Source organism: Methylophaga sp. SB9B (genome assembly GCF_004832235.1).
Classification (GTDB): Bacteria; Pseudomonadota; Gammaproteobacteria; order Nitrosococcales; family Methylophagaceae; genus Methylophaga; species Methylophaga muralis.
The window spans coordinates 85,209-108,240 of record NZ_SSXS01000002.1 but is presented as its reverse complement, the minus strand read 5'-3'; the positions used below and the strand labels follow the sequence as shown (position 1 = coordinate 108,240).

At 45.9% G+C, this 23,032-nt stretch carries 22 protein-coding genes; 19 read left to right on the top strand and 3 right to left on the bottom strand.

The window, feature by feature from the left end:
• Positions 1-45: 45 nt before the first annotated feature.
• Positions 46-1,266, top strand: a complete 1,221-nt coding sequence (locus tag E8Q33_RS02590) for a DEAD/DEAH box helicase (RefSeq protein WP_069295077.1) — start codon at positions 46-48, stop codon at positions 1,264-1,266.
• Here the strand turns inward: E8Q33_RS02590 and ppc are convergent.
• Together ppc and glgA are read right to left on the bottom strand one after the other, a co-directional pair.
• Positions 1,263-4,106: a phosphoenolpyruvate carboxylase gene (gene ppc, locus E8Q33_RS02585; protein WP_136552615.1), complete on the bottom strand. Its 2,844-nt coding sequence runs from the start codon at positions 4,104-4,106 to the stop codon at positions 1,263-1,265. The two genes, E8Q33_RS02590 and ppc, sit on opposite strands and share 4 nt — an antisense overlap.
• Positions 4,103-5,569, bottom strand: coding sequence for a glycogen synthase GlgA (gene glgA, locus E8Q33_RS02580; protein WP_136552613.1), 1,467 nt, complete (start codon positions 5,567-5,569; stop codon positions 4,103-4,105). Before glgA ends, ppc begins: the two co-directional genes overlap by 4 nt.
• Positions 5,570-5,647: 78 nt before the next feature.
• On the opposite strand from glgA, the gene zwf reads away from it, so the two are divergent.
• The gene (gene zwf, locus E8Q33_RS02575; protein WP_136552611.1) at positions 5,648-7,117 is read left to right on the top strand and encodes a glucose-6-phosphate dehydrogenase; all 1,470 of its coding nucleotides are present in this window, start codon (positions 5,648-5,650) and stop codon (positions 7,115-7,117) included.
• Between the two features lie 60 nt (positions 7,118-7,177).
• Here zwf and asd read toward each other — a convergent pair whose 3' ends face one another.
• Positions 7,178-8,068, bottom strand: a complete 891-nt coding sequence (gene asd, locus E8Q33_RS02570) for an archaetidylserine decarboxylase (protein ID WP_247869882.1) — start codon at positions 8,066-8,068, stop codon at positions 7,178-7,180.
• An 85-nt stretch (positions 8,069-8,153) separates the two neighbouring features.
• Here asd and E8Q33_RS02565 point away from each other — a divergent pair, with 85 nt between their 5' ends.
• From E8Q33_RS02565 to E8Q33_RS02485, 17 genes are read left to right on the top strand one after another with little or no spacing between them, the layout of a single operon-like run.
• Positions 8,154-8,561 carry a flagellar basal body-associated FliL family protein gene (locus E8Q33_RS02565; protein WP_069294972.1) on the top strand — a complete coding sequence of 136 codons (408 nt, stop codon included), beginning with the start codon at positions 8,154-8,156 and terminating at the stop codon, positions 8,559-8,561.
• 49 nt (positions 8,562-8,610) lie between these two features.
• Positions 8,611-9,105 (top strand): flagellar basal body-associated protein FliL, encoded by a 495-nt coding sequence (fliL, locus tag E8Q33_RS02560; protein WP_136552609.1) that lies wholly within the window; start codon positions 8,611-8,613, stop codon positions 9,103-9,105.
• A 2-nt stretch (positions 9,106-9,107) separates the two neighbouring features.
• Positions 9,108-10,127, top strand: a complete 1,020-nt coding sequence (gene fliM / locus E8Q33_RS02555) for a flagellar motor switch protein FliM (protein WP_069294974.1) — start codon at positions 9,108-9,110, stop codon at positions 10,125-10,127.
• Positions 10,127-10,585 (top strand): flagellar motor switch protein FliN, encoded by a 459-nt coding sequence (gene fliN, locus E8Q33_RS02550; RefSeq protein ID WP_136552607.1) that lies wholly within the window; start codon positions 10,127-10,129, stop codon positions 10,583-10,585. Before fliM ends, fliN begins: the two co-directional genes overlap by 1 nt.
• A complete protein-coding gene (gene fliO / locus E8Q33_RS02545; RefSeq protein ID WP_069294976.1) occupies positions 10,582-11,001 on the top strand; it encodes a flagellar biosynthetic protein FliO in 420 nt (139 codons plus the stop codon). The genes fliN and fliO overlap by 4 nt, the downstream gene beginning before the upstream one ends.
• Positions 11,001-11,735 carry a flagellar type III secretion system pore protein FliP gene (fliP, locus tag E8Q33_RS02540; RefSeq protein ID WP_168800124.1) on the top strand — a complete coding sequence of 245 codons (735 nt, stop codon included), beginning with the start codon at positions 11,001-11,003 and terminating at the stop codon, positions 11,733-11,735. The genes fliO and fliP overlap by 1 nt, the downstream gene beginning before the upstream one ends.
• Before the next feature lie 2 nt (positions 11,736-11,737).
• Entirely contained in the window at positions 11,738-12,007 is a 270-nt protein-coding gene (gene fliQ / locus E8Q33_RS02535) for a flagellar biosynthesis protein FliQ (protein WP_069294978.1), read from the top strand.
• Between the two features lie 2 nt (positions 12,008-12,009).
• Positions 12,010-12,792 carry a flagellar biosynthetic protein FliR gene (gene fliR, locus E8Q33_RS02530; protein ID WP_069294979.1) on the top strand — a complete coding sequence of 261 codons (783 nt, stop codon included), beginning with the start codon at positions 12,010-12,012 and terminating at the stop codon, positions 12,790-12,792.
• Entirely contained in the window at positions 12,785-13,924 is a 1,140-nt protein-coding gene (gene flhB / locus E8Q33_RS02525) for a flagellar biosynthesis protein FlhB (RefSeq protein WP_136552603.1), read from the top strand. Before fliR ends, flhB begins: the two co-directional genes overlap by 8 nt.
• 3 nt (positions 13,925-13,927) lie before the next feature.
• Positions 13,928-16,006 carry a flagellar biosynthesis protein FlhA gene (gene flhA, locus E8Q33_RS02520; protein WP_136552601.1) on the top strand — a complete coding sequence of 693 codons (2,079 nt, stop codon included), beginning with the start codon at positions 13,928-13,930 and terminating at the stop codon, positions 16,004-16,006.
• Positions 16,007-16,021: 15 nt separating this feature from the next.
• Positions 16,022-17,218, top strand: a complete 1,197-nt coding sequence (gene flhF / locus E8Q33_RS02515; protein ID WP_136552600.1) for a flagellar biosynthesis protein FlhF — start codon at positions 16,022-16,024, stop codon at positions 17,216-17,218.
• Positions 17,211-18,083 carry a MinD/ParA family protein gene (locus E8Q33_RS02510; protein WP_136552598.1) on the top strand — a complete coding sequence of 291 codons (873 nt, stop codon included), beginning with the start codon at positions 17,211-17,213 and terminating at the stop codon, positions 18,081-18,083. Before flhF ends, E8Q33_RS02510 begins: the two co-directional genes overlap by 8 nt.
• Before the next feature lies 1 nt (position 18,084).
• Positions 18,085-18,813 carry an RNA polymerase sigma factor FliA gene (locus E8Q33_RS02505; protein WP_069294982.1) on the top strand — a complete coding sequence of 243 codons (729 nt, stop codon included), beginning with the start codon at positions 18,085-18,087 and terminating at the stop codon, positions 18,811-18,813.
• 16 nt (positions 18,814-18,829) lie between these two features.
• Positions 18,830-19,219 carry a chemotaxis response regulator CheY gene (cheY, locus tag E8Q33_RS02500; protein WP_176718893.1) on the top strand — a complete coding sequence of 130 codons (390 nt, stop codon included), beginning with the start codon at positions 18,830-18,832 and terminating at the stop codon, positions 19,217-19,219.
• Positions 19,220-19,237: 18 nt separating this feature from the next.
• Entirely contained in the window at positions 19,238-19,969 is a 732-nt protein-coding gene (locus E8Q33_RS02495) for a protein phosphatase CheZ (RefSeq protein ID WP_069294984.1), read from the top strand.
• A gap of 12 nt (positions 19,970-19,981) precedes the next feature.
• Positions 19,982-21,982, top strand: coding sequence for a chemotaxis protein CheA (locus tag E8Q33_RS02490; RefSeq protein ID WP_136552594.1), 2,001 nt, complete (start codon positions 19,982-19,984; stop codon positions 21,980-21,982).
• An 8-nt stretch (positions 21,983-21,990) separates the two neighbouring features.
• Positions 21,991-23,031: a chemotaxis response regulator protein-glutamate methylesterase gene (locus E8Q33_RS02485; protein WP_069294985.1), complete on the top strand. Its 1,041-nt coding sequence runs from the start codon at positions 21,991-21,993 to the stop codon at positions 23,029-23,031.
• The last annotated feature ends 1 nt before the right edge of the window (position 23,032 follow it).

Sequence of the window (23,032 nt, the reverse complement as noted above, 5' to 3'; positions counted from 1 at the left end):
CCTGTTGTGATCCCGCAGGCGCTTTCGACTGATAAGATAAACACCATGACTTTTGACGATCTCTTTCTTGATGATGAATTGATTGCCGCCGTTCGCGACAGTGGTTTTGAAAAACCCACTGAAGTACAACAGCTGGCAATCCCGGCATTATTGGCCGGTCAGGATGTACTGGCCTGTGCCGCTACAGGTACCGGGAAAACTGCGGCATTTATCCTGCCGATTTTGCAACGTCTCAATGATGAACGGCATAAACACGATCAGGCACGAATTCTTATTCTTGCTCCTACCCGTGAACTGGCATTTCAGATCCAACATGTGTTTCACCAGTTAGGTAAAGCTTTTAAACCAACCATCGCGATGCTGACCGGTGGCGCTTCGCCTTGGGCACAAGTGCAGCATGCCAGTGCTCAATGCGACATTATTATTGCCACTCCAGGTCGATTATTAAGCTTAGTAAATGATGAATCGGTTGATTTATCCGCAGTTGAACTGGTGATAATTGACGAAGCCGATCGCATGCTGGATATGGGTCAGGGACCGGATGTGTTGATGGCGCTCGCCGCGATTAAATCCAAATTCCAAGCCGGATTATTCTCTGCAACTTTAGCGGGTAGTGGTGTCAGAATTTTTGCTGAAGAATTACTTACTGATCCGCAGGAAATTCACATTAATGCGGCCAATCAATTGGCTGAGAATGTCACTCAGCAAGTGTATCTGGCCGATAACCGCGAACATAAACAGGCTTTGTTACTGGCATTTATTAACGCACCAGCCTGCCAGCGCGCTTTAGTGTTCTGTAATAAAAAAACCCGTGCCGAAGAAGTCTGCGACTGGCTGCAATCACAGAATATTTCCGCGCAGTTATTGCACGGTGATTTTGATCAATCGGTGCGCCGTGAGCGGATTCGTAAATTCCGCGCCGGCCAGATCAAGGTCACCGTAGCCACGGATGTTGCTGCGCGCGGACTGGATGTAGCTGATATTACCCATGTCATTAACTACGATCTGCCGTTTCGCGGCGATAACTATATTCATCGCATTGGCCGCACTGGTCGGGCAGATAAACACGGCACCGCCATCAATCTGGTTGAACCACATGATCTGAAAAATCTGGAACGGATTGAGTATCACCTGGGTCATGGCTTACCAATCCGCAAATTGAAAGGATTGGCGCCTAAGGCCAAAGCCAATAAGGCGCGTTCCAAAACCAAAGAGGAAAAACCGCGTTATATTCCGAAAAAAGACCGGCCAACTGAAGACAGTTAACCGGTATTACGCATGCCCTGTGATATGGCGCTGATACTGCGTAATAGCGGATCTCGCCATTTGGCGGTTTCAGTTTCAGTATAACCACCATGCCGATAACGTCTTAATAACAGCAACTGAATGTGATTTAACGGATCCAGATAAGCCTGGCGTCGACGCAAAGACAACGCTAACAATGGATTTTCCGCCATCAACTTATCCGCCCCTGTCAGTTGTAATAACTGACTAACCGTTTGCTGGTACTCCTGACGAATCACCTCTAATACTTCTGCTGCCTGTTGTTTATCAATACACAAGTCAGCATACTCCGCGGCGATCTCCATATCGGCTTTGGACAGCGACATCTGGGTATTACTGACCATCGCCCGGAAAAACGGCCATTCAAAATACATTTTTTGCAGAATATCGCGGCGGCTTGGATCTTCAGCAACCCACAGAGCAATTGCACTGCCGATGCCATACCAACCCGGCAAAGTGTGTCTGGATTGCGCCCAGGCAAACACCCAGCCAATAGCTCTGACAGAGGATTTAGAACGATCGCCCGCTTTGCGATGTGAAGGTCGTGAACCGATATTCATCAAGCCAATTTCGCTGATCGGGCAGGCTTCATAAAAATAATCCAGAAAGCCCGGTGTCTGTTCAGTGAGCTTGCGATATTGCTGTTCACCCAACTCAGCAAGTTGTTGCATGATGCCAAGATACTCGGTTTTTTCCTGCGCCGAATCAGTAACCAATCCCCTGCTCGCCTTGATCAAAGCAGAAACGCCCATACCAAGCTCGTAGGATGCGGTTTCAGTATTACCATATTTGAATGACAAGACTTCGCCCTGCTCGGTGAATTTAATCTGCCCATGAACGGTATCTACCGGCTGGGCCAGAATTGCATCATGGGTTGGGCCACCACCACGTCCAATAGTACCGCCCCTGCCGTGAAACATCCGACAACCAATGGCATATTGTTCGGAAAGTCGGCTAACCGTTTTCTGTGCCTGATATAAATTCCACGCCGATGCCAGAATGCCGCCATCTTTACAGGAGTCGGAATAACCGAGCATCACTTCCTGCATATTGCCTGAAGCCGTTAATAAAGTTCGATACTGACTGTTATCCAACAAGGCAGACATCACCGGCTCGATATGCTCTAAATCCTCAATGGTTTCAAATAAAGGAGCTACCCGAATATGACAGAACCAACCCTGTTCGTCCTGTCCAATTAAGTCGGCAAATCTGGCCAGCAGCATCACTTCCAGAATGTGACTGGCCTGATGGGTCATTGAAATTACATAATTACCAAACGCTTTTTCGCTGACTTCTACCCGCAGACGAGCAATCAGTCTAAATACATTGAGTATTTCCAGAGAATCCGGCTGCAAATCCCCGTAGATCTCAGGCAAGCGTGGAGCTGCCAATAAATCGCTCAACAGAGTCTGTCGCTCAGTTTCATTCATTTGCAGATAATGGCGATTGAGGCCGGTTAAAGCCAATATCTCACCCACTGCATCGGTGTGCTTGGAGGATTCCTGACGAATATCCAGGTTATACAGATAAAAACCAAAGGTTTTGACCAGTCGAATTAAATCAGTCAGCTCTGCAGCGGCAATCGCAATATCACCATTTTCCACCAGTGATCTATGTATCAGATGTAAATCTGCCAGAAATTCATCTTCGTTATGATAGGCCACGCCCAGGCTTTCAATTTGCAGATCCGGTCGAAAGAATTCTTCCAGCACTGCCAGATTATCTTTCAGCCGATAACGCATCATATAAAGCTTGCGCCGATAGGGTTCATTCACAAAACGTTGTGGATTGGTGGAAAATGCCCCGGTAAAACGTTGTTCACATTGCTCCATATTGGATGCCAATGCTTCGCTGATCTGACAAAGTGGTTGCGATTGAGTCAGAATAAAACTGAGTTTGGTGACATCATCCAGATAACGGCGAATCACCGTACGTTTCTGTAGGGCAATCGCCATTTCTGTTGTTTGCGCGGTGACAAAAGGATTGCCATCGCGATCGCCGCCAATCCATGAACCGAAGCGTAAGTAATCCGGCACCACAATCGGGGTTTCTGGATCCAACTCATCGCCATACACCCGGCGCAGCGCATTTTCTAGATTGCGGTAGGTTCTGGGCACAGCATCAAATAAACTGACATTGAAATAATACAAGCCGTTTTTGATCTCATCGCGTACCGACGGTTTAACCGCTCTTACTTCGTCAGTTGACCAAAGCAACTGAATTTGGCGTTTTAACTGAGCGCGAATCTGTTGCTGATCAAAATCCGTTAACAAACCATCAGTAAGCTTTTCATCAAGCAAAAACACCCGGCGTAACATCTCCATTACAGTCCGGCGTTTGGATTCTGTTGGATGTGCGGTAAACACTGGCATATAAACCAGTTTACCCAGCAACTCCTGCAATTGCTCCAGCGAAACACCCTCATTCTTGAACTGAGTAAGGGTATCAAGAAACGAGCCATGCCAGAGGCTCCCACCATTGCGCAGCTGAATTTGCCGGTTATGATGGTGATAGGCCTCTTCAGCTGTGTTGACCAGACTGAAATACAAGTTAAAAGCGCGAATGACTTCCCGTAACGTAAATTCATCCAGCGATTCAATTTTTTCTTTGAGTGTTTGACGCAATTCGGCATCATCTTCCTTACGCAGCCGGATAAAACCTTTGCGTAATTGTTCAACCGCCTGATAGACCTCATCACCGGATTGTTCGGCGATCACCTCACCCAAAAGATTCACCAGGAATCGGACATGGGCCCGTAAATCTTTATCGGTCAGCAGCTCTAATGCTGCGACGTTGCTGAAATCAACTTGCCGTGTTGTCATGAGTTATCCACTAATTGCTGATACAAATGCAGGTACACTTGCGCGCTGTTTTTCCAACTAAAGTCCTGCACCATTGCAGTCAGCATCATCCGTCGCCACAAACGGGGATGTGAAAATAATTCATCTACTTTTAACAGAGTATCGTACAAATCTTCTACAGTGGGCTGGTCAAATTTAAACCCCGTTGCCAACATTTGCTTGCGATTGTCTTCGTTGGCATCGACAACTGTATCCGCCAAACCACCAGTGTTTCGCACCACTGGTAACGTGCCATAACACAAACTATACATTTGATTTAATCCACAAGGTTCAAATCGTGATGGCATTAAAAACGCATCGGCACCCGCCTCAATTTTATGTGCCAACGCTTCATCATAACCAAATTGAATACCGACTTTATCAGGGAATTTGGCTCGTAAAACCCGCAGATCCTGCTCGAATCCCGCTTCGCCACTCCCCAGACAGACTAGTTGTATATCTTTGCCTTCGGTCAATAAACGATTGATTGCATCAATTGTTAGATCGACACCTTTTTGTGAAACCAATCGGCTTATCATGCCAAACAACAGTGTTTCCGCGGATTCAGGCAGAAAGAAATGCTGTTGCAAGGCTTTTTTATTAAGGGTTTTCGGGCGCAGCGTTTTAATACTGAATTGATGATCGATGAATTTATCGGTTTGCGGATTCCATTCATTAGTATCAATGCCATTAACAATGCCACTGAGCCGCGATTGTTCTGCCCGTAATGTCAGCAGTCCTTCCAGACCATAACCATAATCGTAATGACAGATTTCCTGCGCATAAGTCGGGCTGACACTGGTGATATGGTCAGCAAACACTAATCCGCCTTTCATAAAGGACATCATGCCGTAAAATTCGAGGCCCTCTACCTGCCACAACTGCTCAGGTAAATTAAGCGTCTCAAACACCTGACGGGAAAATAATCCTTGATAAGCCATATTGTGAATAGTAAATACTGAGGCTGGACGATGGCTTTGCAGACTTAACAAGGCTGGAACCAGTCCGGTCTGCCAATCATTACAATGCACTACTTCAGGCTGCCAGTTTAAACCGGCCTGCTCCATGGCAACCGCAACCACAACCCTGCAAAATAATGCAAAACGCGCGGCGTTATCATCCCAATCTGCGCCATCAGCATCACAATAAGGTCCGCCGTCACGGTCAAAATGTTCTGCTGAATCCACTAACCAGACAATTAATTCACTGTCGGGTAGTTTTGCTTGCAGGATATTTATGGGGTGATGATAACCTTCCAATTTAAAGGTTGAAACCAGCGGGCAGTCGCCTAACTGATTCAATGTGGCGCGATAGGCTGGCATGATAATTCGAATATCCTGCTGCATATGTGAAAGCGCTAACGGCAGACTGGCCGAGACATCAGCGAGACCACCGGTCTTCATAAGCGGATGAACTTCACTGCTGGCAAACAGAATTTTTAGCACGAGGCACTCCCATAATTGTACAATTGCTCAATTATATACGCTCAACGGCACAGTCACAGCCTTGTAACGGGAGAAACCATGCAACCTTGTACTATTGTTATCTTCGGCGCCACCGGCGATCTATCTCAGAAAAAACTACTGCCAGCTTTGTATCATTTACAAGCTGAGAATCGTCTAACCGATGACACTCGAATTATTTGTATGGGTCGTAAAGACAGTACCCAGCAAGAATGGCAAGACTTGGTCACAGAATACGTTTCCCCTAGGGTCCGTGGTGGTGTAAATAACGACCTGCTGCAAACTTTTTTGAACAAACTGCACTATTTAAAATGCGATATCAATGAAGCATTCAGTTATCACGAACTGAAAAAACTGATCACCACACCAGAAAATGGTTTCTCACAGAATATCGTTTTTTACCTCTCAATAAGCCCTTCACTTTTCAGTGTGGTCGGCGATCAACTCTCAGCCGTTGGTTTAAATCAGGAAACAGATGGGTGGCGTCACCTGGTAGTTGAAAAACCGTTTGGCTACGATCAAAAAAGTGCTGCGGAACTGGAACGTATTCTGCGTAAGAACTTTACCGAAGAGCAAACGTATCGTATCGACCATTACCTTGGTAAAGGCACGGTACAGAATATCTTTGTATTCCGCTTTGCGAATCTCTTGTTAGAACCTTTGTGGAATCATAAATACATCGACCATGTGCAAATCACCCACGCTGAACAGCAAGGTGTTGCCGGCCGGGCAGGTTATTATGATGGTTCAGGCGCTTTACGCGACATGATTCAGAGCCATTTATTACAAGTGATGGCATTGGTTGCGATGGAACCGCCAGCCGATATGGACGATGAATCATTACGCGATGAAAAAGTAAAAGTACTCAAATCAATCCGTCCGATTACCCACGATATCGTTGATCAACATGCGTTCCGTGGTCAATATGCGGCTGGTGAAATCAACGGTAAACCAGTCAAAGGTTATCTGGAAGAAGATGATGCGCCAGCAGGCAGTGTGACGGAAACCTATGCAGCAATGAAAATCTACATTGATAACTGGCGCTGGCATGGTGTGCCTTTCTATTTACGTACCGGCAAATGCATGCCTGAATCGAAAGCGATGATTGCCATTCGCTTTAAAAAACCACCATTGGAATTATTTAAAGATACTAAAGTTGGTGAAAGTCATGCCAACTGGATTGTTATGGGTCTACAACCGGACAACACCTTGCGCATCGAATTACAGGCTAAACAACCTGGCCTCGAAATGAAAGCGCATACCGTTGGCCTGGAGACGATGGAATCAGATGACATCAAACACAAGCTTGATGCTTATGAAGCCTTGATTCTTGATGCTATTCAAGGTGACCGTTCATTGTTTTTACGTGCTGACGAAGTCAATCTGGCCTGGAAAGTCGTTGATCCAATTTTGGAAAAATGGGCTGAAGAAAAAGATTTTATTCACACATACAAAGCTGGTACCTGGGGTCCTGAAGAAGTTAAACGTCTGCAGGACAACAGCTGTCACGCATGGCGTAACAATGCATAATTGCTAAATCAAAAAAACGGACATTGTCCGGTTTTTTTTGTATTTTAATTTTGTTCCAAGTCAAGTAAGGGCCTGCCCCAACTTTATTTTCATTTCGGCTTTCCATTCTTCTGTCCAAGTCGGCGCATCAGCTGGGAGCAATAAAACCACGGTTGAGCCCATATTAAATCGGCCCATCTCCTCGCCTTTATTCAAACGGATATGGGTGTCGGTGTAATGCCAGTCCAGGATATCTTTAGTGTAAGGCGGTGTAATCTCCCCTTCATGCCAGACCGTTTCCATACTGCCGACAAAAATAGCGCCTACCAGAATCAGCGCGATGGGACCAAAATCAGTTTGAAAAATCGTTATCACCCGCTCGTTACGAGCAAAAAGTCTTGGCACACCCCGCACGGTCAATGGATTAACCGAAAATAATTTACCGGGAACATAGCGCATCCGGGTTAACTTTCCGGAAATTGGCATATGAATGCGATGATAATCACGCGGTGACAGATAAATGGTGGCAAATTGACCACCATCAAACTGCGCAGCTAACTGCTGATCGCCGCCTAAAAGCTCTAACGTCGAATAATCATGGCCTTTGGCCTGGAAAATCCTACCCTCATAAATTGAACCTAATTGACTTATACACCCATCAACTGGCGAAACCAAAACATCACTACCGTATGCTATCGGTCTGCTGTCGGTTTTAATTCTGCGAGTGAAAAAAGCATTGAAATGCTTGTAATGACTTATATCAGGCTGAACAGCCTCACTCATATCAACTTTATATTGCTTGATGATGGTCGAAATGATCCGGTTTTTAAACCAAGGTTTTTGACATCGACAAATCTTGTGCATCAATCGTGACAAGCTATGTTGCGGCAAACAGTATTGCGGCAGGGTGAGCCAAAAATCTTTTTTACTGACTTTTGAGTCCTGAGTTTGCTTTTGATTGGTATTAGACAAATTGCCCCCTTTCACGCATTACCTAAGCTTGTCATAATCAACTACTGATATCACCAGCATCTTCGGTACAGGAGTATACCAATTCATGAACATTCTGCTGAACGCATTGATAATTACATTGCTCAGTCTCAACAGCTTTGCCACTTATGCAGGAGGTGGACAGTCGACACAACCGTTGTATTACGTAATTGAAGAACCCTTTACCATCAATTTTTTGCGGCAAAGTGATGAGAAGGCACGCTATCTGCAAATCAAAGTGGCGTTGATGTCAAAAGATCAGTCTATTCTGAGCAGCGCGGACAGTAATCTGCCAATGATTCAGGACACACTTCGTGTTCTTTTCGCTGAACAAAATATGGAAACCGTAAAAAGCCTGGATGGTCGTAGCGAGCTGCAACAGAAAGCTTACGAACGTATTAAAGCCATTTTTGAAGAAGAAACAGGCAACAGCAATCTCGAAGCAGTGTATTTCACCACCTTTCTCTGGCAATGATCAGGCACGGTATTTGCTTTGAATAATTTATCGATAGGAAATAGACAACATGGCTGAAATACAAAAAGATATCGAACTCAAGCAAGGCATGAGTAAGAAAACCAAAATCATCATGATTGCTGGGATTGTTGTTCTGCTGGCAGTCATTGGTGGCGGAGTTTACTGGTGGCTGAGCAAAGATGCAGAACCAGTGGATCCAGCTACGGCTCCAAAAGCCACCCCGGTATATCACGAGATTACTGCTCCGTTTATCGTCAATTTCTCAGAGCAAAGTAATAACCAAGTTCGTTATTTACAAATTAAGATGAAAGTCATGGCTCGCGATCAAGCGACGATTAATTTGTTCGCCTTGCATGAACCGGCTCTGGTGCATGAGTTGCTGATGTTATTTTATAGTCAAAATTATGACGAACTGAGCACCACTGAAGGAACACAAGCCTTACAACAGGCATCACTGGAAACCATTAATAATTTCCTGACGCAGCAGCAGGATTCTATCGCAGGTCTTGAAGCGGTTTATTTCACCAGTCTGGTAATGCAATAGTTATGGCCGTTCACGATATATTGTCGCAAGATGAAGTTGATGCCCTGTTAAACGGGCTGGGCGGTGACGATATTCAGAAGAAAGAACCGGAATTAGACGAATTCGGCAAACCTCGCCGCTACGACTTCGGTAACGAAGAACGCATTATTCGCGGTCGCATGCCGACCCTGGAAATGATCAATGAACGCTTTGCCCGCTATTTACGGATAAATTTATTCAACATGCTGCGCCGCTCAGCTGAAATTTCAGTTGGTGGCGTGCAGGTAATGAAATTCTCCGAATATGTGCATACGCTGTTTGTCCCGACCAGTCTCAATCTGATCCAATTGCATCCATTACGTGGTACTGGACTTATCGTTTTTGAACCCAAATTGGTATTCACCATTTTGGATAATTATTTCGGTGGAGAAGGTCGTTTTCAAGCCCGTATCGAAGGCCGTGAATTTACGGCGACCGAATTACGCGTGATCCGCATGGTGTTAAACCTGTGTTTTAACGATTTAACCGAGGCCTGGTCACCAGTGATGCCAGTTAAATTTGAATTCGTTAGTCATGAGGTAAACCCTCAATTTGCCAATATCGTTAGCCCAAGTGAAGTAGTGGTTATTTCAACATTCCATATCGAATTGGATGGCGGTGGTGGCGATCTGCATATCACTTTGCCCTACTCCATGCTTGAGCCGATCCGTGAATTACTCGATACCGGCCTGCAAAGTGACCGCTCAAACGATGATGGTCGCTGGGCCAAGTCCATGCGTGAAGAGCTGATGCTGGCAGATGTCACCGTATCAGCGATATTAGCGCAAACAACAGTCACATTAGAAGACGTTCGTAAATTAAAGGTGGGTGACATTATTCCTATCAGCATGCCGAAAACCGTGACCACTATGGTGGAAAATATTCCTGTATTTCGTGCAACCTATGGCGAACATAACGACAAAGCAGCGTTAAAAATTACTTCGATTATTGAACACCCAAAAGACACTACACCAAGCTATCAGTTGGCAAAGGCTAAAAAATAATGAGTGAAGATACTAAACAATCCGATCAGGATCTGGCTGACGAATGGGCAGCGGCATTAGAAGATCAAGACGATAATGATTCAGCTGAAGATCCATGGGCGGCTGCATTGGAAGAACAGGCAGAAGCCGAATCTTCTGCTGCACAAGCCAGTCCCGCGCCAATGGACAAATTGGCTGATGAGGGCAAGCCCAGATCTGAAGTTAACATGGATATGGTGTTGGATATCCCTGTCACCATCTCGATGGAAATCGGCCGTACCCGCATTAGTATTCGGAATTTGCTGCAATTAAGTCAGGGTTCAGTTGTAGAACTGGATCGTCTAGCGGGTGAACCGATGGATGTGCTGGTCAACGATACATTGATCGCCCATGGTGAGGTGGTCGTGGTCAATGATAAATTTGGTATTCGACTGACTGACGTCATTAGTGCTGCTGAGCGGATTAAAAAACTGCGATGAAATATCGGCACGTTATTTCAGCTGCTCTGGTTTCCTTGTTGCCGGTAACAGTAAATGCAGAAACCATGAGCTCTGCTCCGGTCACTGCCAGCACGTTATTACAAACCATATTTGGTTTAATCGTAGTGCTTGCGGTCATCCTATTTCTCGGCTGGATGTTAAAACGCAGTCAATTGTTTCACGCAACACATCATGGTCAGCTCAAAGTTCTGGGCGCCATTTCATTAGGAGCCCGCGAAAAAGCGGTTTTGATACAAGTCGGTGAACAACAATTGTTACTCGGCGTAACGCCTCAGCAAATTAATACCTTGTATACCTTGCCTGAACCGTTATCGGTACGGGAAATACCCACCAAAACCGGTGACTCTTTTGCTGATCGTCTCAAACAAATGATGCAGCAGCGAGGCAACTCATAATGCGTTTTGGATTGTTGCTGATCTGTATGCTGCTGCCAGGGCTGGCATTAGCAGAACCAGGGATTCCGGCTTTGACCTTGTCTACCGGCGAAGATGGCTCTCAAAGTTATTCGTTAACCCTGCAAATCCTCGCTTTGATGACCGTGCTGACACTTTTGCCAGCCGCGCTGTTAATGATGACGTCTTTTACCCGAATCATTATTGTGCTGGCGATTCTACGTCAGGCCATGGGTGTGCAATCAACACCTTCTAATCAAATCATGATCGGTCTGGCTTTATTTTTAACTTTTTTTATCATGTCGCCGGTCTTCACTAATGCCTACGAAACCGGTGTAAAACCCTACTTGGATGGTGATATTGAAGCCACCCAAGCGATAGAACGGGTCAGTCTGCCATTTCGTGAATTCATGCTGGCACAAACCCGTGAGAGTGATATTGAATTATTTGCCGAAATTGGTGGCTATGCAGCTATTGAGAGTCCTGAAGATGTGCCGTTTAGCTTATTGCTACCGGCGTTTGTAACCAGCGAGTTGAAAACTGCTTTTCAGATTGGTTTTCTGATTTTCGTCCCCTTTTTGATCATCGATTTGGTGGTTGCGTCAGTACTGATGGCAATGGGCATGATGATGTTATCGCCAATGCTGATTTCCCTACCGTTTAAACTCATGTTATTTGTCTTGATCGATGGTTGGGCGTTATTAATGGGAACGCTGGCTTCCAGCTTTTATATCTAGCCATGACGCCTGAAACCGTTTTAACCGTGATGCAACAAACGTTGGAAGTGATTACCTTGCTTATCATCGTTATATTAATACCGGCATTAACAGTAGGCTTAATGGTAAGTATGTTTCAGGCCGCGACATCGATAAACGAACAAACCTTAAGCTTTATTCCTAAATTACTGGTAACTATTCTTGTCTTAATGGTTGCTGGGCCTTGGATGCTGAGTTTGGTGACCAACTACACCATCCGTCTTTTTGAAAATATTCCCTATCTGCTAGGTTAACGATGAACCTGTCGATCGCAGAAATCAGTGCGATACTTGGTGTATATCTACTACCCTTGTTTCGTATTGGCGGCATGGTGATGGTTGCCCCTATTTTCAGCAGTAACTTTATCAATGTCCGCACCAGGCTGATTATTGCTGTGGCCATCACCTTAGTTGTGGTTCCAACTATCAACACCCCGATACCAGTGGTCTCACCTTTAAGTGCTCAAGGCATCTTACTAATTGCCCAGGAAGTGATGATTGGCATCTGTATGGGGTTTATGTTGCAACTGTTAATCAATGCTTTCATTGTCGCAGGGCAAATTATTGCTATGCAGATGGGGCTTGGTTTTGCTTCCATGGTTGATCCGCAAAATGGCACCACCGTTCCGGTTATCAGTCAGTTTTATATGATTTTCATCACCTTGATGTTTCTCAGTATCAATGGGCATCTCGTGCTGATTCAGGTCATGGCGGAGAGTTTTATTAGCTTACCCGTTGGCGCAGGGGGCATTGCTGTTGAGAGCTTTCGGGATATCGCCAGCCTGGCCAGCTGGATGTACGCTGCAGGTGTCATAATTGCTTTACCGGCAATTGGCTCGTTGATGATGGTGAATCTGGCTTTCGGTATTTTATCCCGTGCGGCGCCACAAATCAGTCCATTTTCCATCGGTTTTCCGTTAACCATCGGCTTGGGTTTTGTGATTATTTATATCACCTTGCCTGCAGTCGGTAATCATCTGGTCAATTTTGCTGATCAGATGCTGCAAATGATTCGTCTGTTGGTGATCAACAATGGCTGAACAAGATAGCGGTCAAGAACGTAACGAAGCCCCCTCGGGCAAACGACTTCAGGATGCTCGTGAAAAAGGTCAGGTTCCCCGCTCACAGGAATTAAGTACAGTTGTGGTGTTAGTTGCCAGTGCGGTGGCAATGTTGTTTGTCGGTGGCAATTTAATCAGCAGTCTCGGCGAAGTGATGACGCAATCATTCTCGCTTAATCGCAAGCTGATCATGGACCCTCACATGATGGCCCAACAACTTATCCTTGCTTTAAAAATCATGGCCTGGGATGTCGGCAGTTTTCTTGCCATTACCCTGATAGCAGCTCTTTCCGCCCCGGCATTGATTGGTGGCTGGAATTTTTCCACACAGGCTATTGGCGTCAAACTTGAGAAGATGAGCCCTCTTCGCGGCATTAAGCGGATGTTCGGGCCCCAAGGTCTGGTTGAATTGAGCAAAGCCCTCGGTAAGTTTCTTCTGGTTGGCAGTATCGGCACGCTGATTTTGTGGAATCTGCGTGACCGATTATTGACACTGGGTCGCCAGGAAGTTCACTCAGCGATGACCGAGTTAGGTTATATCGTGTTGTGGGGATTTTTAGCCATTTGTGCCAGCCTGATTTTGATTGCATTGATTGATGTTCCATTCCAGAAATGGAATCACACTAAACAACTTCGTATGACGAAACAGGAACTTAAGGACGAAAATAAAGAAACCGAAGGTAGTCCTGAAGTGAAAGGACGGATCCGCAGAATGCAGATCCAGTTATCGCAACAGCGCATGATGCAGGATGTTCCGCAAGCCGACGTTATCATTACTAACCCCACACACTATGCCGTGGCGCTGCGTTATGACCAATCAAAATCCGGCGCGCCTGTTGTGCTGGCCAAAGGAACTGATCTGATTGCTCAACAAATCAGAATGGTCGGTGATAACCACGAAGTCCCCATTATATCTGCTCCTCCGCTGACTCGAGCCGTCTATTACAGCACGGAAATCGGTCAGGAAATTCCATCTGGTCTATATATTGCAGTAGCCCAGATATTGGCGTTTGTCTTCCAATTGAGACGTTACAAAAACACTGGCGGTAATAAGCCAAATCTCAATACTGAAGACCTGCCGATACCTGATGAATTTAAACGAGATGAGTAGTCAATGGAGAATACAAGCCTGACAAGCCGTTTAGGCGTAGCGCTAAACGGTAATGTCGCGACACCAATGTTTCTGGTGGCCTTGCTGGCCATGGTGGTCATTCCCCTACCGGCATTTATGCTGGATATGTTATTCAGTTTCAATATTGCATTATCACTGACCATCGTGCTGGCCAGTGTCTATGTCAGAAAACCTCTACAGTTCGCTGCATTCCCAACCATTCTGTTATTGGCAACCCTTTTAAGACTTGCTCTGAACGTAGCTTCCACCCGTATTGTTTTGTTGGAAGGTCATACCGGAACAGCTGCTGCAGGCGATGTTATTGAAGCGTTTGGCTCCTTTGTTATTGGTGGTAATTACGCTGTCGGTCTGGTGGTGTTTGCAATCCTGGTCATCATCAACTTTCTGGTAGTCACCAAAGGTGCTACCCGTATCGCTGAAGTTAGCGCTCGTTTTACCCTTGATTCGATGCCCGGTAAACAAATGGCGATTGATGCTGACTTGAATGCCGGATTGATTGATCAGGATGAAGCGCGTCGCCGTCGTGAAGAGATCATGCAGGAATCGGATTTTTACGGCTCAATGGATGGTGCCAGTAAATTTGTCCGTGGTGATGCGATTGCCGGGATATTGATCTTATTTATCAACATCATCGGTGGTTTTATTATCGGCGTGATGCAACATGGTTTGACTTTTTCCGAAGCAGCTCATAACTACACATTGCTCACCATTGGTGATGGCCTGGTCGCACAAATTCCTTCGTTGTTATTGGCTGCAGCTGCCGGTTTATTGGTTACCCGCTCAACCGCAGATCAAGACATTGGTGAGCAGATCTTCTCTCAGCTGCTAAAAGAGCCAAAAACACTGGCGATTACTTCCGGCATTATCGGTGGTATGGGTCTCATACCTGGTATGCCGAATGTGCCGTTTTTGCTACTGGCGGGTGCCGGAGCTGGAAGTGCCTGGTTGATTGCGCAGCGTCAAAAAGCCGCCACGCTGGCGGCAGCCCCTCCACCACAACAGGAATCCAGTCGAGAACAACGTGAACTCAGTTGGGATGATTTAAGCCCGGTTGATCCGATTGGTCTTGAAGTCGGTTATCGACTGATTCCTCTGGTCGATAAAAACCAGGGCGGACAATTGATGAATCGCATCAAAGGCATCCGCAAAAAAATCTCACAGGAAATGGGTTTTTTAATTCCACCAGTACATATTCGCGATAACTTAGATTTATCGCCTACAGCCTATCAAGTCACGTTATTTGGTGTGACATTTGGTGAGGCAGAAGTTTATCCGGATCGGATGCTGGCTATTAATCCTGGTCAGGTGTTTGCTCAGTTGGAAGGTATTCGCACCAAAGATCCTGCGTTTGGTCTGGATGCCATCTGGATTGAGCCTAGCCAAAGAGAACATGCTCAGGCTCAAGGTTACACCGTGGTAGATGTCGACACAGTGATAGCAACGCATTTAAGCAAAATTTTGCAGAATCATGCACATGATTTACTGGGCCGCGAAGAGGTACAGCACCTGCTGGATAATCTCGCCAAAATCGCGCCAAAACTGGTGGAAGGTCTGGTGCCAGACACCGTGCCTCTTGGCACCGTTCAAAAAGTGTTGCAAAACCTGTTACAGGAAAATATTCCAATCCGTGATATCCGCACTATCAGCGAAGCAATTGCTGAGCAAGCAGCGCGCAATCCGGACCCCGAAGCGATTACCGCCGCGACCCGCATGGCATTGGCACATTCTATTGTCCAGCACATCAACGGCACCCAACCCGATTTGCCAATCATCACTTTGGATCCAGAGCTGGAACAGATATTGCTAAAAACATTACAAGCTTCTGGAGAAGGTGGCGCAAGTTTGGAACCGGGACTCGCAGAAAATATGCATAAAAATTTACAAGATGTTGCACAAAGACAGGAAATGTCCGGTGAAGCTGCCATTTTGGTGGTTCAGGCAGGCTTACGAGGCTGGATTTCCCGCTTTATTCGACATGCGATACCTGGACTACATGTTTTGTCCTACAACGAGATTCCAGATGATAAACAAATACGCATTGTGGCAAATGTGGGTCGATAACAAGAAGGTGATGTGATGAAAATTAAACGTTTCCAGGCGGCAGATGTACGTCAGGCAATCCGCGAAGTACGTGAAGTACTTGGACCGGATGCCGTTATCCTCTCTAATACCCGCGTTGATGGCGGCGTGGAGATTGTGGCTGCAACAGATTATGACGAGACGCAGTTTCGTCGTCAGGCCACAGTGACTCGTCAGGTTGTCGACGAACCCAAAATTGAAATCGACCCGGTCCAACCGGCTGCACCTGCTTATGTCACACCACAACAAAATATATGGTCACAGGAACCAACGCTGGTACAGATGCGTAAGGAAATTGCCAGCCTGCGGGATATGCTGCAAAACCAGTTATCCGATTTGACCTGGAAAGACATGGCCAGACAAAGTCCGACGCAAATGCAGGTATTGCAACGGCATATGCGTATGGGAACCGATGTCGAACTCGCCAAGCAACTGGTTCAGGCCAGTCAGGGAATTGATGATTTGGAAACCGCATGGCGTCAATCACTTGGTAAATTGGCGGCGCAGATTCCGTTGTCCAATCAGGACATCATTGAAAAAGGCGGCATTATGGCGCTGGTCGGTCCGACCGGAGTTGGCAAAACCACGACCATTGCCAAACTGGCAGCGCGTTGTGCATTGAAACATGGCGCACGCCAGGTCGGCCTAATCACCACTGATTGTTATCGTATCGGTGGACAAGAACAGTTACGTAGTTATGCCCGTATTCTGGGCGTGACGTTACGCGTAGCACGAAATCATCAAGAACTCGGCGAAGCGCTTAACGATATGCTTGATCGGCGCTTTATCCTGATCGATACTGCAGGTATGAATCCACGTGATATTCAGTTAACCCAAAAAATCGCCATGTTAATGCAGCATTCGCCGCGCATCCGTCATTTCCTGACGATCTCTGCAACCACCCAAAACCCTGCTCTGAGTGATATCATTAAAGCGTTTTCGCACCTTAATTTAAGCGGCTGCATACTCACTAAAACTGATGAAAGCAGCAGCCTTGGTGGTGCGGTATCTGCAATTATTCGCCATCAACTGCCTCTGGCTTATGTCTGTGATGGTCAACAAGTGCCTGAAGATCTCGGTCTGGCACGACCTAACAGCTTAGTCAATCAAGCCAGCGAGTTGATGCAATCTGAACAACAAGCACTGGATCCTCAAACCGTATCCAGTTATGGAGGTTTTGCCGCTTATGGCTGACGCACCCCAAGATCAGGCAAGTGGTCTGCGAAAAATGACTCATGTGCCAAAACCCGTGAAAGTAATCGCGATTGCCAGTGGTAAAGGTGGCGTGGGTAAAACCAATGTGACCGTTAATATAGGCGTTGCTTTGGCAACACAGGGAAAAAAAGTTGTGTTGTTGGATGCTGATCTGGGTCTGGCTAACATTGATGTGATGCTGGGTCTGCACCCGCAATTCAACCTGCTGCATGTGCTTGAGGGTGATAAAAGCCTGAAAGATATTATGGTTGACGGCCCTTCCGGTTTACAGATTATTCCTGCCGCTTCTGGCGTTAAAAAAATGGCTGAACTCAGCCCGGCTGAACATGCCGGCATGATTCAGGCATTCAGTGAACTGGATGATCATATTGATATTCTATTGATCGACAGTGCTGCAGGCATTGCCGACAGCGTCGTCAGTTTTACCAAAGCCGCCCAGGAAGTGATCGTTGTGGTTTGTGATGAACCCGCCTCCATCACCGATGCCTATGCACTTATCAAACTATTGAGTCGCGAACATGGTGTCGAACGTTTTCATATTATTGCCAATATGGGACGCAGTATTCAGGAAGGTCGTGAATTGTTCGATAAAATATCACTTGTTTGTGACCGTTTTCTGGATGTGACCTTAAACTTTATGGGTATTGTGCCGTTTGATGAAGATCTCCGTCGGGCAGTCAAAAAGCAACGTGCTGTGGTTGAGTTTTTACCCCGCAGTAAATCTGCAATTGCCTTTCAGCATCTGGCCAAAAAAATTGATTATTGGCCTGTCGCCAAACAACCTAGGGGGAATATGGAGTTTTTTGTAGAGCGTCTTATACAGGCTAGCTTGGAAGCCGGTTAGGATGATTGGTGTAAGCATGTACCCCAACCATGTATCAGAGCTCACTCAGCATCAGCTCATTGAGCAGCATGGTGGTTTGGTAAAACGTATTGCTTATCACCTGGTGGCACGTTTGCCTCACACAGTAGATGTAAATGATTTAATTCAGGCAGGCATGATTGGTTTACTGGATGCTTCTCACCAATATAAAGCCAGTCAGGGCGCCAGCTTTGAAACCTATGCGGGAATTCGCATTCGTGGCGCGATGCTCGATGAAATTCGTCGTAATGATTGGGCACCACGTTCGGTACATCGTAAAGCTCGTGAGATTGCAGAAGTTATGCATCAACTGGAACAACAGCTTGGTCGATCGCCTCTTGATTTGGAAGTAGCCAATGCGATGGACATTACACTGGAAAGCTATCACCAGCAATTGCAGGATGCATCAGGACATCAGGTGTTCAGCCTGGATGATATGACCGATAATCAGTTAACAGATGGTGATGCATTTGGTAGCGATGAAATTGGACCGGCTGAAATAGCCGAAAATAGCAGTTTTGAAGAAGCTCTTGCCGAAGCGATTGATGCGCTGCCTGAACGTGAACGGTTATTGATGAGCCTGTACTATAATGAAGAATTGAATTTAAAAGAAATTGGTGAAGTACTCGGCGTCAGTGAGTCACGGGTCAGTCAAATCCACACGCAAACCGTGGTGAGATTGCGTAGTAAGCTTCGCGATTGGATGCAGTAATTTTGGGAGGTATACCTTGGATAAAAATATGAAAATCCTCATTGTGGATGACTTTTCTACAATGCGACGGATTATCAAAAATCTATTACGCGATCTTGGTTTCAATAACACCATTGAAGCCGATGATGGTTTAACCGCCCTGCCCATTTTAAATGCCGGTGGCATTGACTTTCTAGTGACCGATTGGAATATGCCAGGCATGCAGGGAATCGATCTGCTTAAAACCGTGCGCGCCGATCCTAAATTATCGACTTTGCCGGTACTAATGGTTACTGCCGAGACTAAGCGAGAACAAATTATTGAAGCCGCTCAGGCTGGCGTCAATGGATATATTGTCAAACCATTTACTGCCGCTACATTAAAAGAAAAAATCGAAAAAATATTTGAACGTATTAACGCCCAATAACCCGTTGGAAAGGAATTTATGGAAGCTCTGAATAAAACAGAACAACTTGAAGCCGCGCGGGCGCTGATTAATGCGATTGAACAGGATGACGATGATCGTATTAAAACAGAACTAATGGCCTTAACCAATGCTCGTGAAAGTGCGTTATTTCAGCAAATTGGCAAACTGACTCGCGAACTTCATGAAGCATTGAATAATTTCAAAGTTGATGCCCGACTAGTTGATTTGACTCACAATGATATGCCGGATACTCGGGATCGTCTGAACTACGTTATTCAAACTACCGAAGAAGCTGCACATAAAACACTGGGGTACATTGATAAAACCCTACCTTTGGCTAATGAATTGAAACAAACTGCCGCTAAGCTCAATGAAAGCTGGCAACGCTTTCGAAATCGGGAAATGTCAGCAACAGAATTCCGAGATTTGAGCCGGGAAATTGAAGCTTACTTACCTGTGGTGACTATGCATGCTGGAGAAATACACAATAACCTATCTGAAATGACCCTGGCACAGGGCTTTCAGGACTTAACTGGACAGGTTTTACGCCAGGTCATTGGACTGGTCGGAGAAGTTGAAACCAATCTGGTGAAGCTGGTTAAGGTGGCAGGACAACCTCAGCAAAGTGGAGAAACGAAGGCTGTTGATCCCTTAAAAGCAGAAGGACCGCAGATAAACGCTAAAAATAAACCGAATGTGGTCAACAATCAGGACGATGTGGATGATTTGTTATCCAGTCTTGGTTTTTAGAAGGACAGGAGCATGGCCTTAGATACAGATGATGAAATTCTGCAGGATTTTCTGGTTGAGGCAGAAGAAATTCTTGATGGATTGAATGAGCAATTAGTTGCTCTGGAAACCCAACCTCAAGATAAAGATTTACTGAACTCCATTTTTCGAGGCTTTCACACCATCAAAGGTGGTGCGGGTTTTTTAAGTCTCGAGGCCATGGTTAACCTGTGTCATAAAGGTGAAGATGTTTTTAATCTGTTACGCCAAGGTGAACGCCTGGTGGATGCAGAAATGATGGACACCTTTCTCAAGGTATTGGACAGTCTTAACAGCATGTTTGCTGAGGTAAAAGCAGGCTCCTTCCCTACTGAAGCCGATCCGGAGATTATTCAACAATTAGCAGCCTATTTATCTGGTGATGCCCCTGTGGCCGCAGCTGAACCAGAACCCATTCCTGAACCTGAACCCGTCGTTGTTGCAGCTCCAACTGATAATTCTGCAGCTGGTGATGATATTACGGATGACGAATTTGAAGCCTTGTTGGATCAACTTCATGGCAATGCCGCACCAGGCATTACTCCACCCGCAGCACCGCCCAAAGCAGAGCAGGTCAAAACAAGCGGTAATGACGAGATTTCTGAAGAAGAATTTGAAGCATTATTAGACGAATTACAAGGTAAAAAACCTGCCGCTAAAACTCCAACTCCAGCGCCAGCGCCAAAAGCAAAGGTCGAGCCGGCAAAACAGCCTATTACCCCGAAAATTGATACAACGTCATCAGACGATGATGGTGACAGCATAACCGCTGTAAAACCTGCCGCTGCAGCGCAGGCAGCAGCACCTCAGGCAAAAGCAGCAGCCGATACCAGTGTTCGGGTGGATACTGCAAGACTTGATGAAATTATGAATATGGTGGGTGAGCTGGTATTGGTACGAAACCGTATCAATACGCTCGAAGCCGCTTTTGAAAATGAAGAAATGGCTAAGGCAGTAAACAATCTGGCTGTAGTCACTGGCGATCTACAAACCGCGGTAATGAAAACCCGCATGCAGCCAATTAAAAAGGTGTTTGGCCGTTTCCCTCGCGTTGTACGTGATTTAGCTCGCAGCTTGAGAAAAGATATCAATCTTGAGTTACGTGGTGAAGAAACCGATTTAGATAAAAACCTGGTCGAAGCCTTGGCTGATCCACTAGTGCATTTGGTTCGTAATGCGGTTGATCATGGCGTTGAAATGCCGGATGCGCGTGAAGCTGCTGGTAAACCTAAACAAGGCCAAATCGTTCTCGCAGCGGCACAGGAAGGTGACCATATTCTGTTAACCATTTCAGATGATGGTGCTGGTATGAATCCTGAAGTGTTGCGTCGCAAAGCCGTTGAAAAAGGCATGATGGATGAAGAGGCAGCTTCCCGACTAACTGAATCCGAATGTTTTGCGCTGATTTTTGCTCCAGGCTTTTCTATGAAACAGGAAATCTCTGATATTTCCGGTCGTGGTGTGGGCATGGACGTGGTCAAGACCAGCATTTCCAAACTAAACGGCGTGATTGATATTCAGTCTGAAATCGGTAAAGGCACAACACTTTCAATTAAGGTGCCATTAACCCTGGCCATTATGCCCACTTTGATGGTGATGCTGGGCAATCAGATTTTTGCTTTTCCGCTAGTCAGTGTGAATGAAATTTTTAACCTCGATTTGAATAAAACCAATACCGTAGATGGTCAACAAACGGTTATCGTAAGAAACAAAGCTTTGCCACTATTTTATTTGCGTAAATGGCTCAACAAACAGAATGTTGCAGAACGTAAAGCAACGACTGAACATGTCGTTATTGTTAACGTTGGCACACGTAAAGTAGGTTTCGTTGTTGACCAACTGATAGGACAGGAAGAAGTCGTCATAAAACCTCTTGGCGCCCTTTTGCACGGCACCAAAGGTTTTGCTGGAGCAACCATTACCGGTGATGGACGTATTGCACTTATTCTCGATTTCCCAGAGTTAATGAATACCTACGCACATCGAAATTATTAAGGATATTTGTGACTGTAAAGGTACTGATTGTTGATGATTCAGCATTTTTCCGCCGGCGACTGACTGAAATCATTAACGCCGATCCGCGGCTGGAAGTTATTGCCAGTGCCGCTGATGGTTTGGAGGCGGTAGAACAGGTATCTCGTTATAGACCCGATGTGGTCACCATGGATTTGGAAATGCCTCTACTGGATGGTATTGGCGCCGTCAAGAAAATCATGCGACGACGTCCTACTCCGGTATTAATGCTGTCAACATGGACAACTGATGGTGCCAAAGCAACTCTGGATGCTTTAGATGCAGGGGCTATGGACTTTTTACCAAAACGGTTTGAAGATTTAGCCCAGGACAAGGCCAGTGCCCGCCAAAAACTCTGTGATCGCATTAATTTTCTGGCAACCCATTCCAAGCCCAATAAACATACATCCATTGTTAAAGCTCCGGAACAACCCGCCACACCCGTTATTCCTGCTGAAAAGAAGAAAATAGAATTAGTGGTGATTGGTACATCAACCGGTGGGCCAGTAGCGTTACAGAATGTTTTGTCACAATTGCCGGCTAATTTTCCATTTCCGATTATTCTCCTGCAACATATGCCAGCGACATTTACACCATCATTTGCTGAACGATTAAATTCACAATGTGATATTCAGATTAAAGAAGCTCAACAAAATGATCCTCTACGCCCGGGGGTTGCTTATTTGGCACCTGGTGGTCAGCAGTTATTACTTAAAGGTCGCCGCGGTCAGCTCTATTTGCAGGTAGACCCAGGCCCTGAAACTGCTACTTACCGACCCTGTATAGATGTCACTCTGGAATCAGTGTCACAGATTTGTCCGGCACAAACCCTGACCATTATCCTCACCGGAATGGGGGCCGATGGTTGTGAAGGTGCAATAAAAATGCATCAAAAAGGCGCGACTATATGGGCTCAGGATCAACAAAGCAGTACCATCTATGGCATGCCTATGGCCGTTGCCAAAGCAGGTATAGCAGATAAAATTTTGAGTCTGACGGAAATTGGTAAACTACTGACGGCGCTTAAATAGC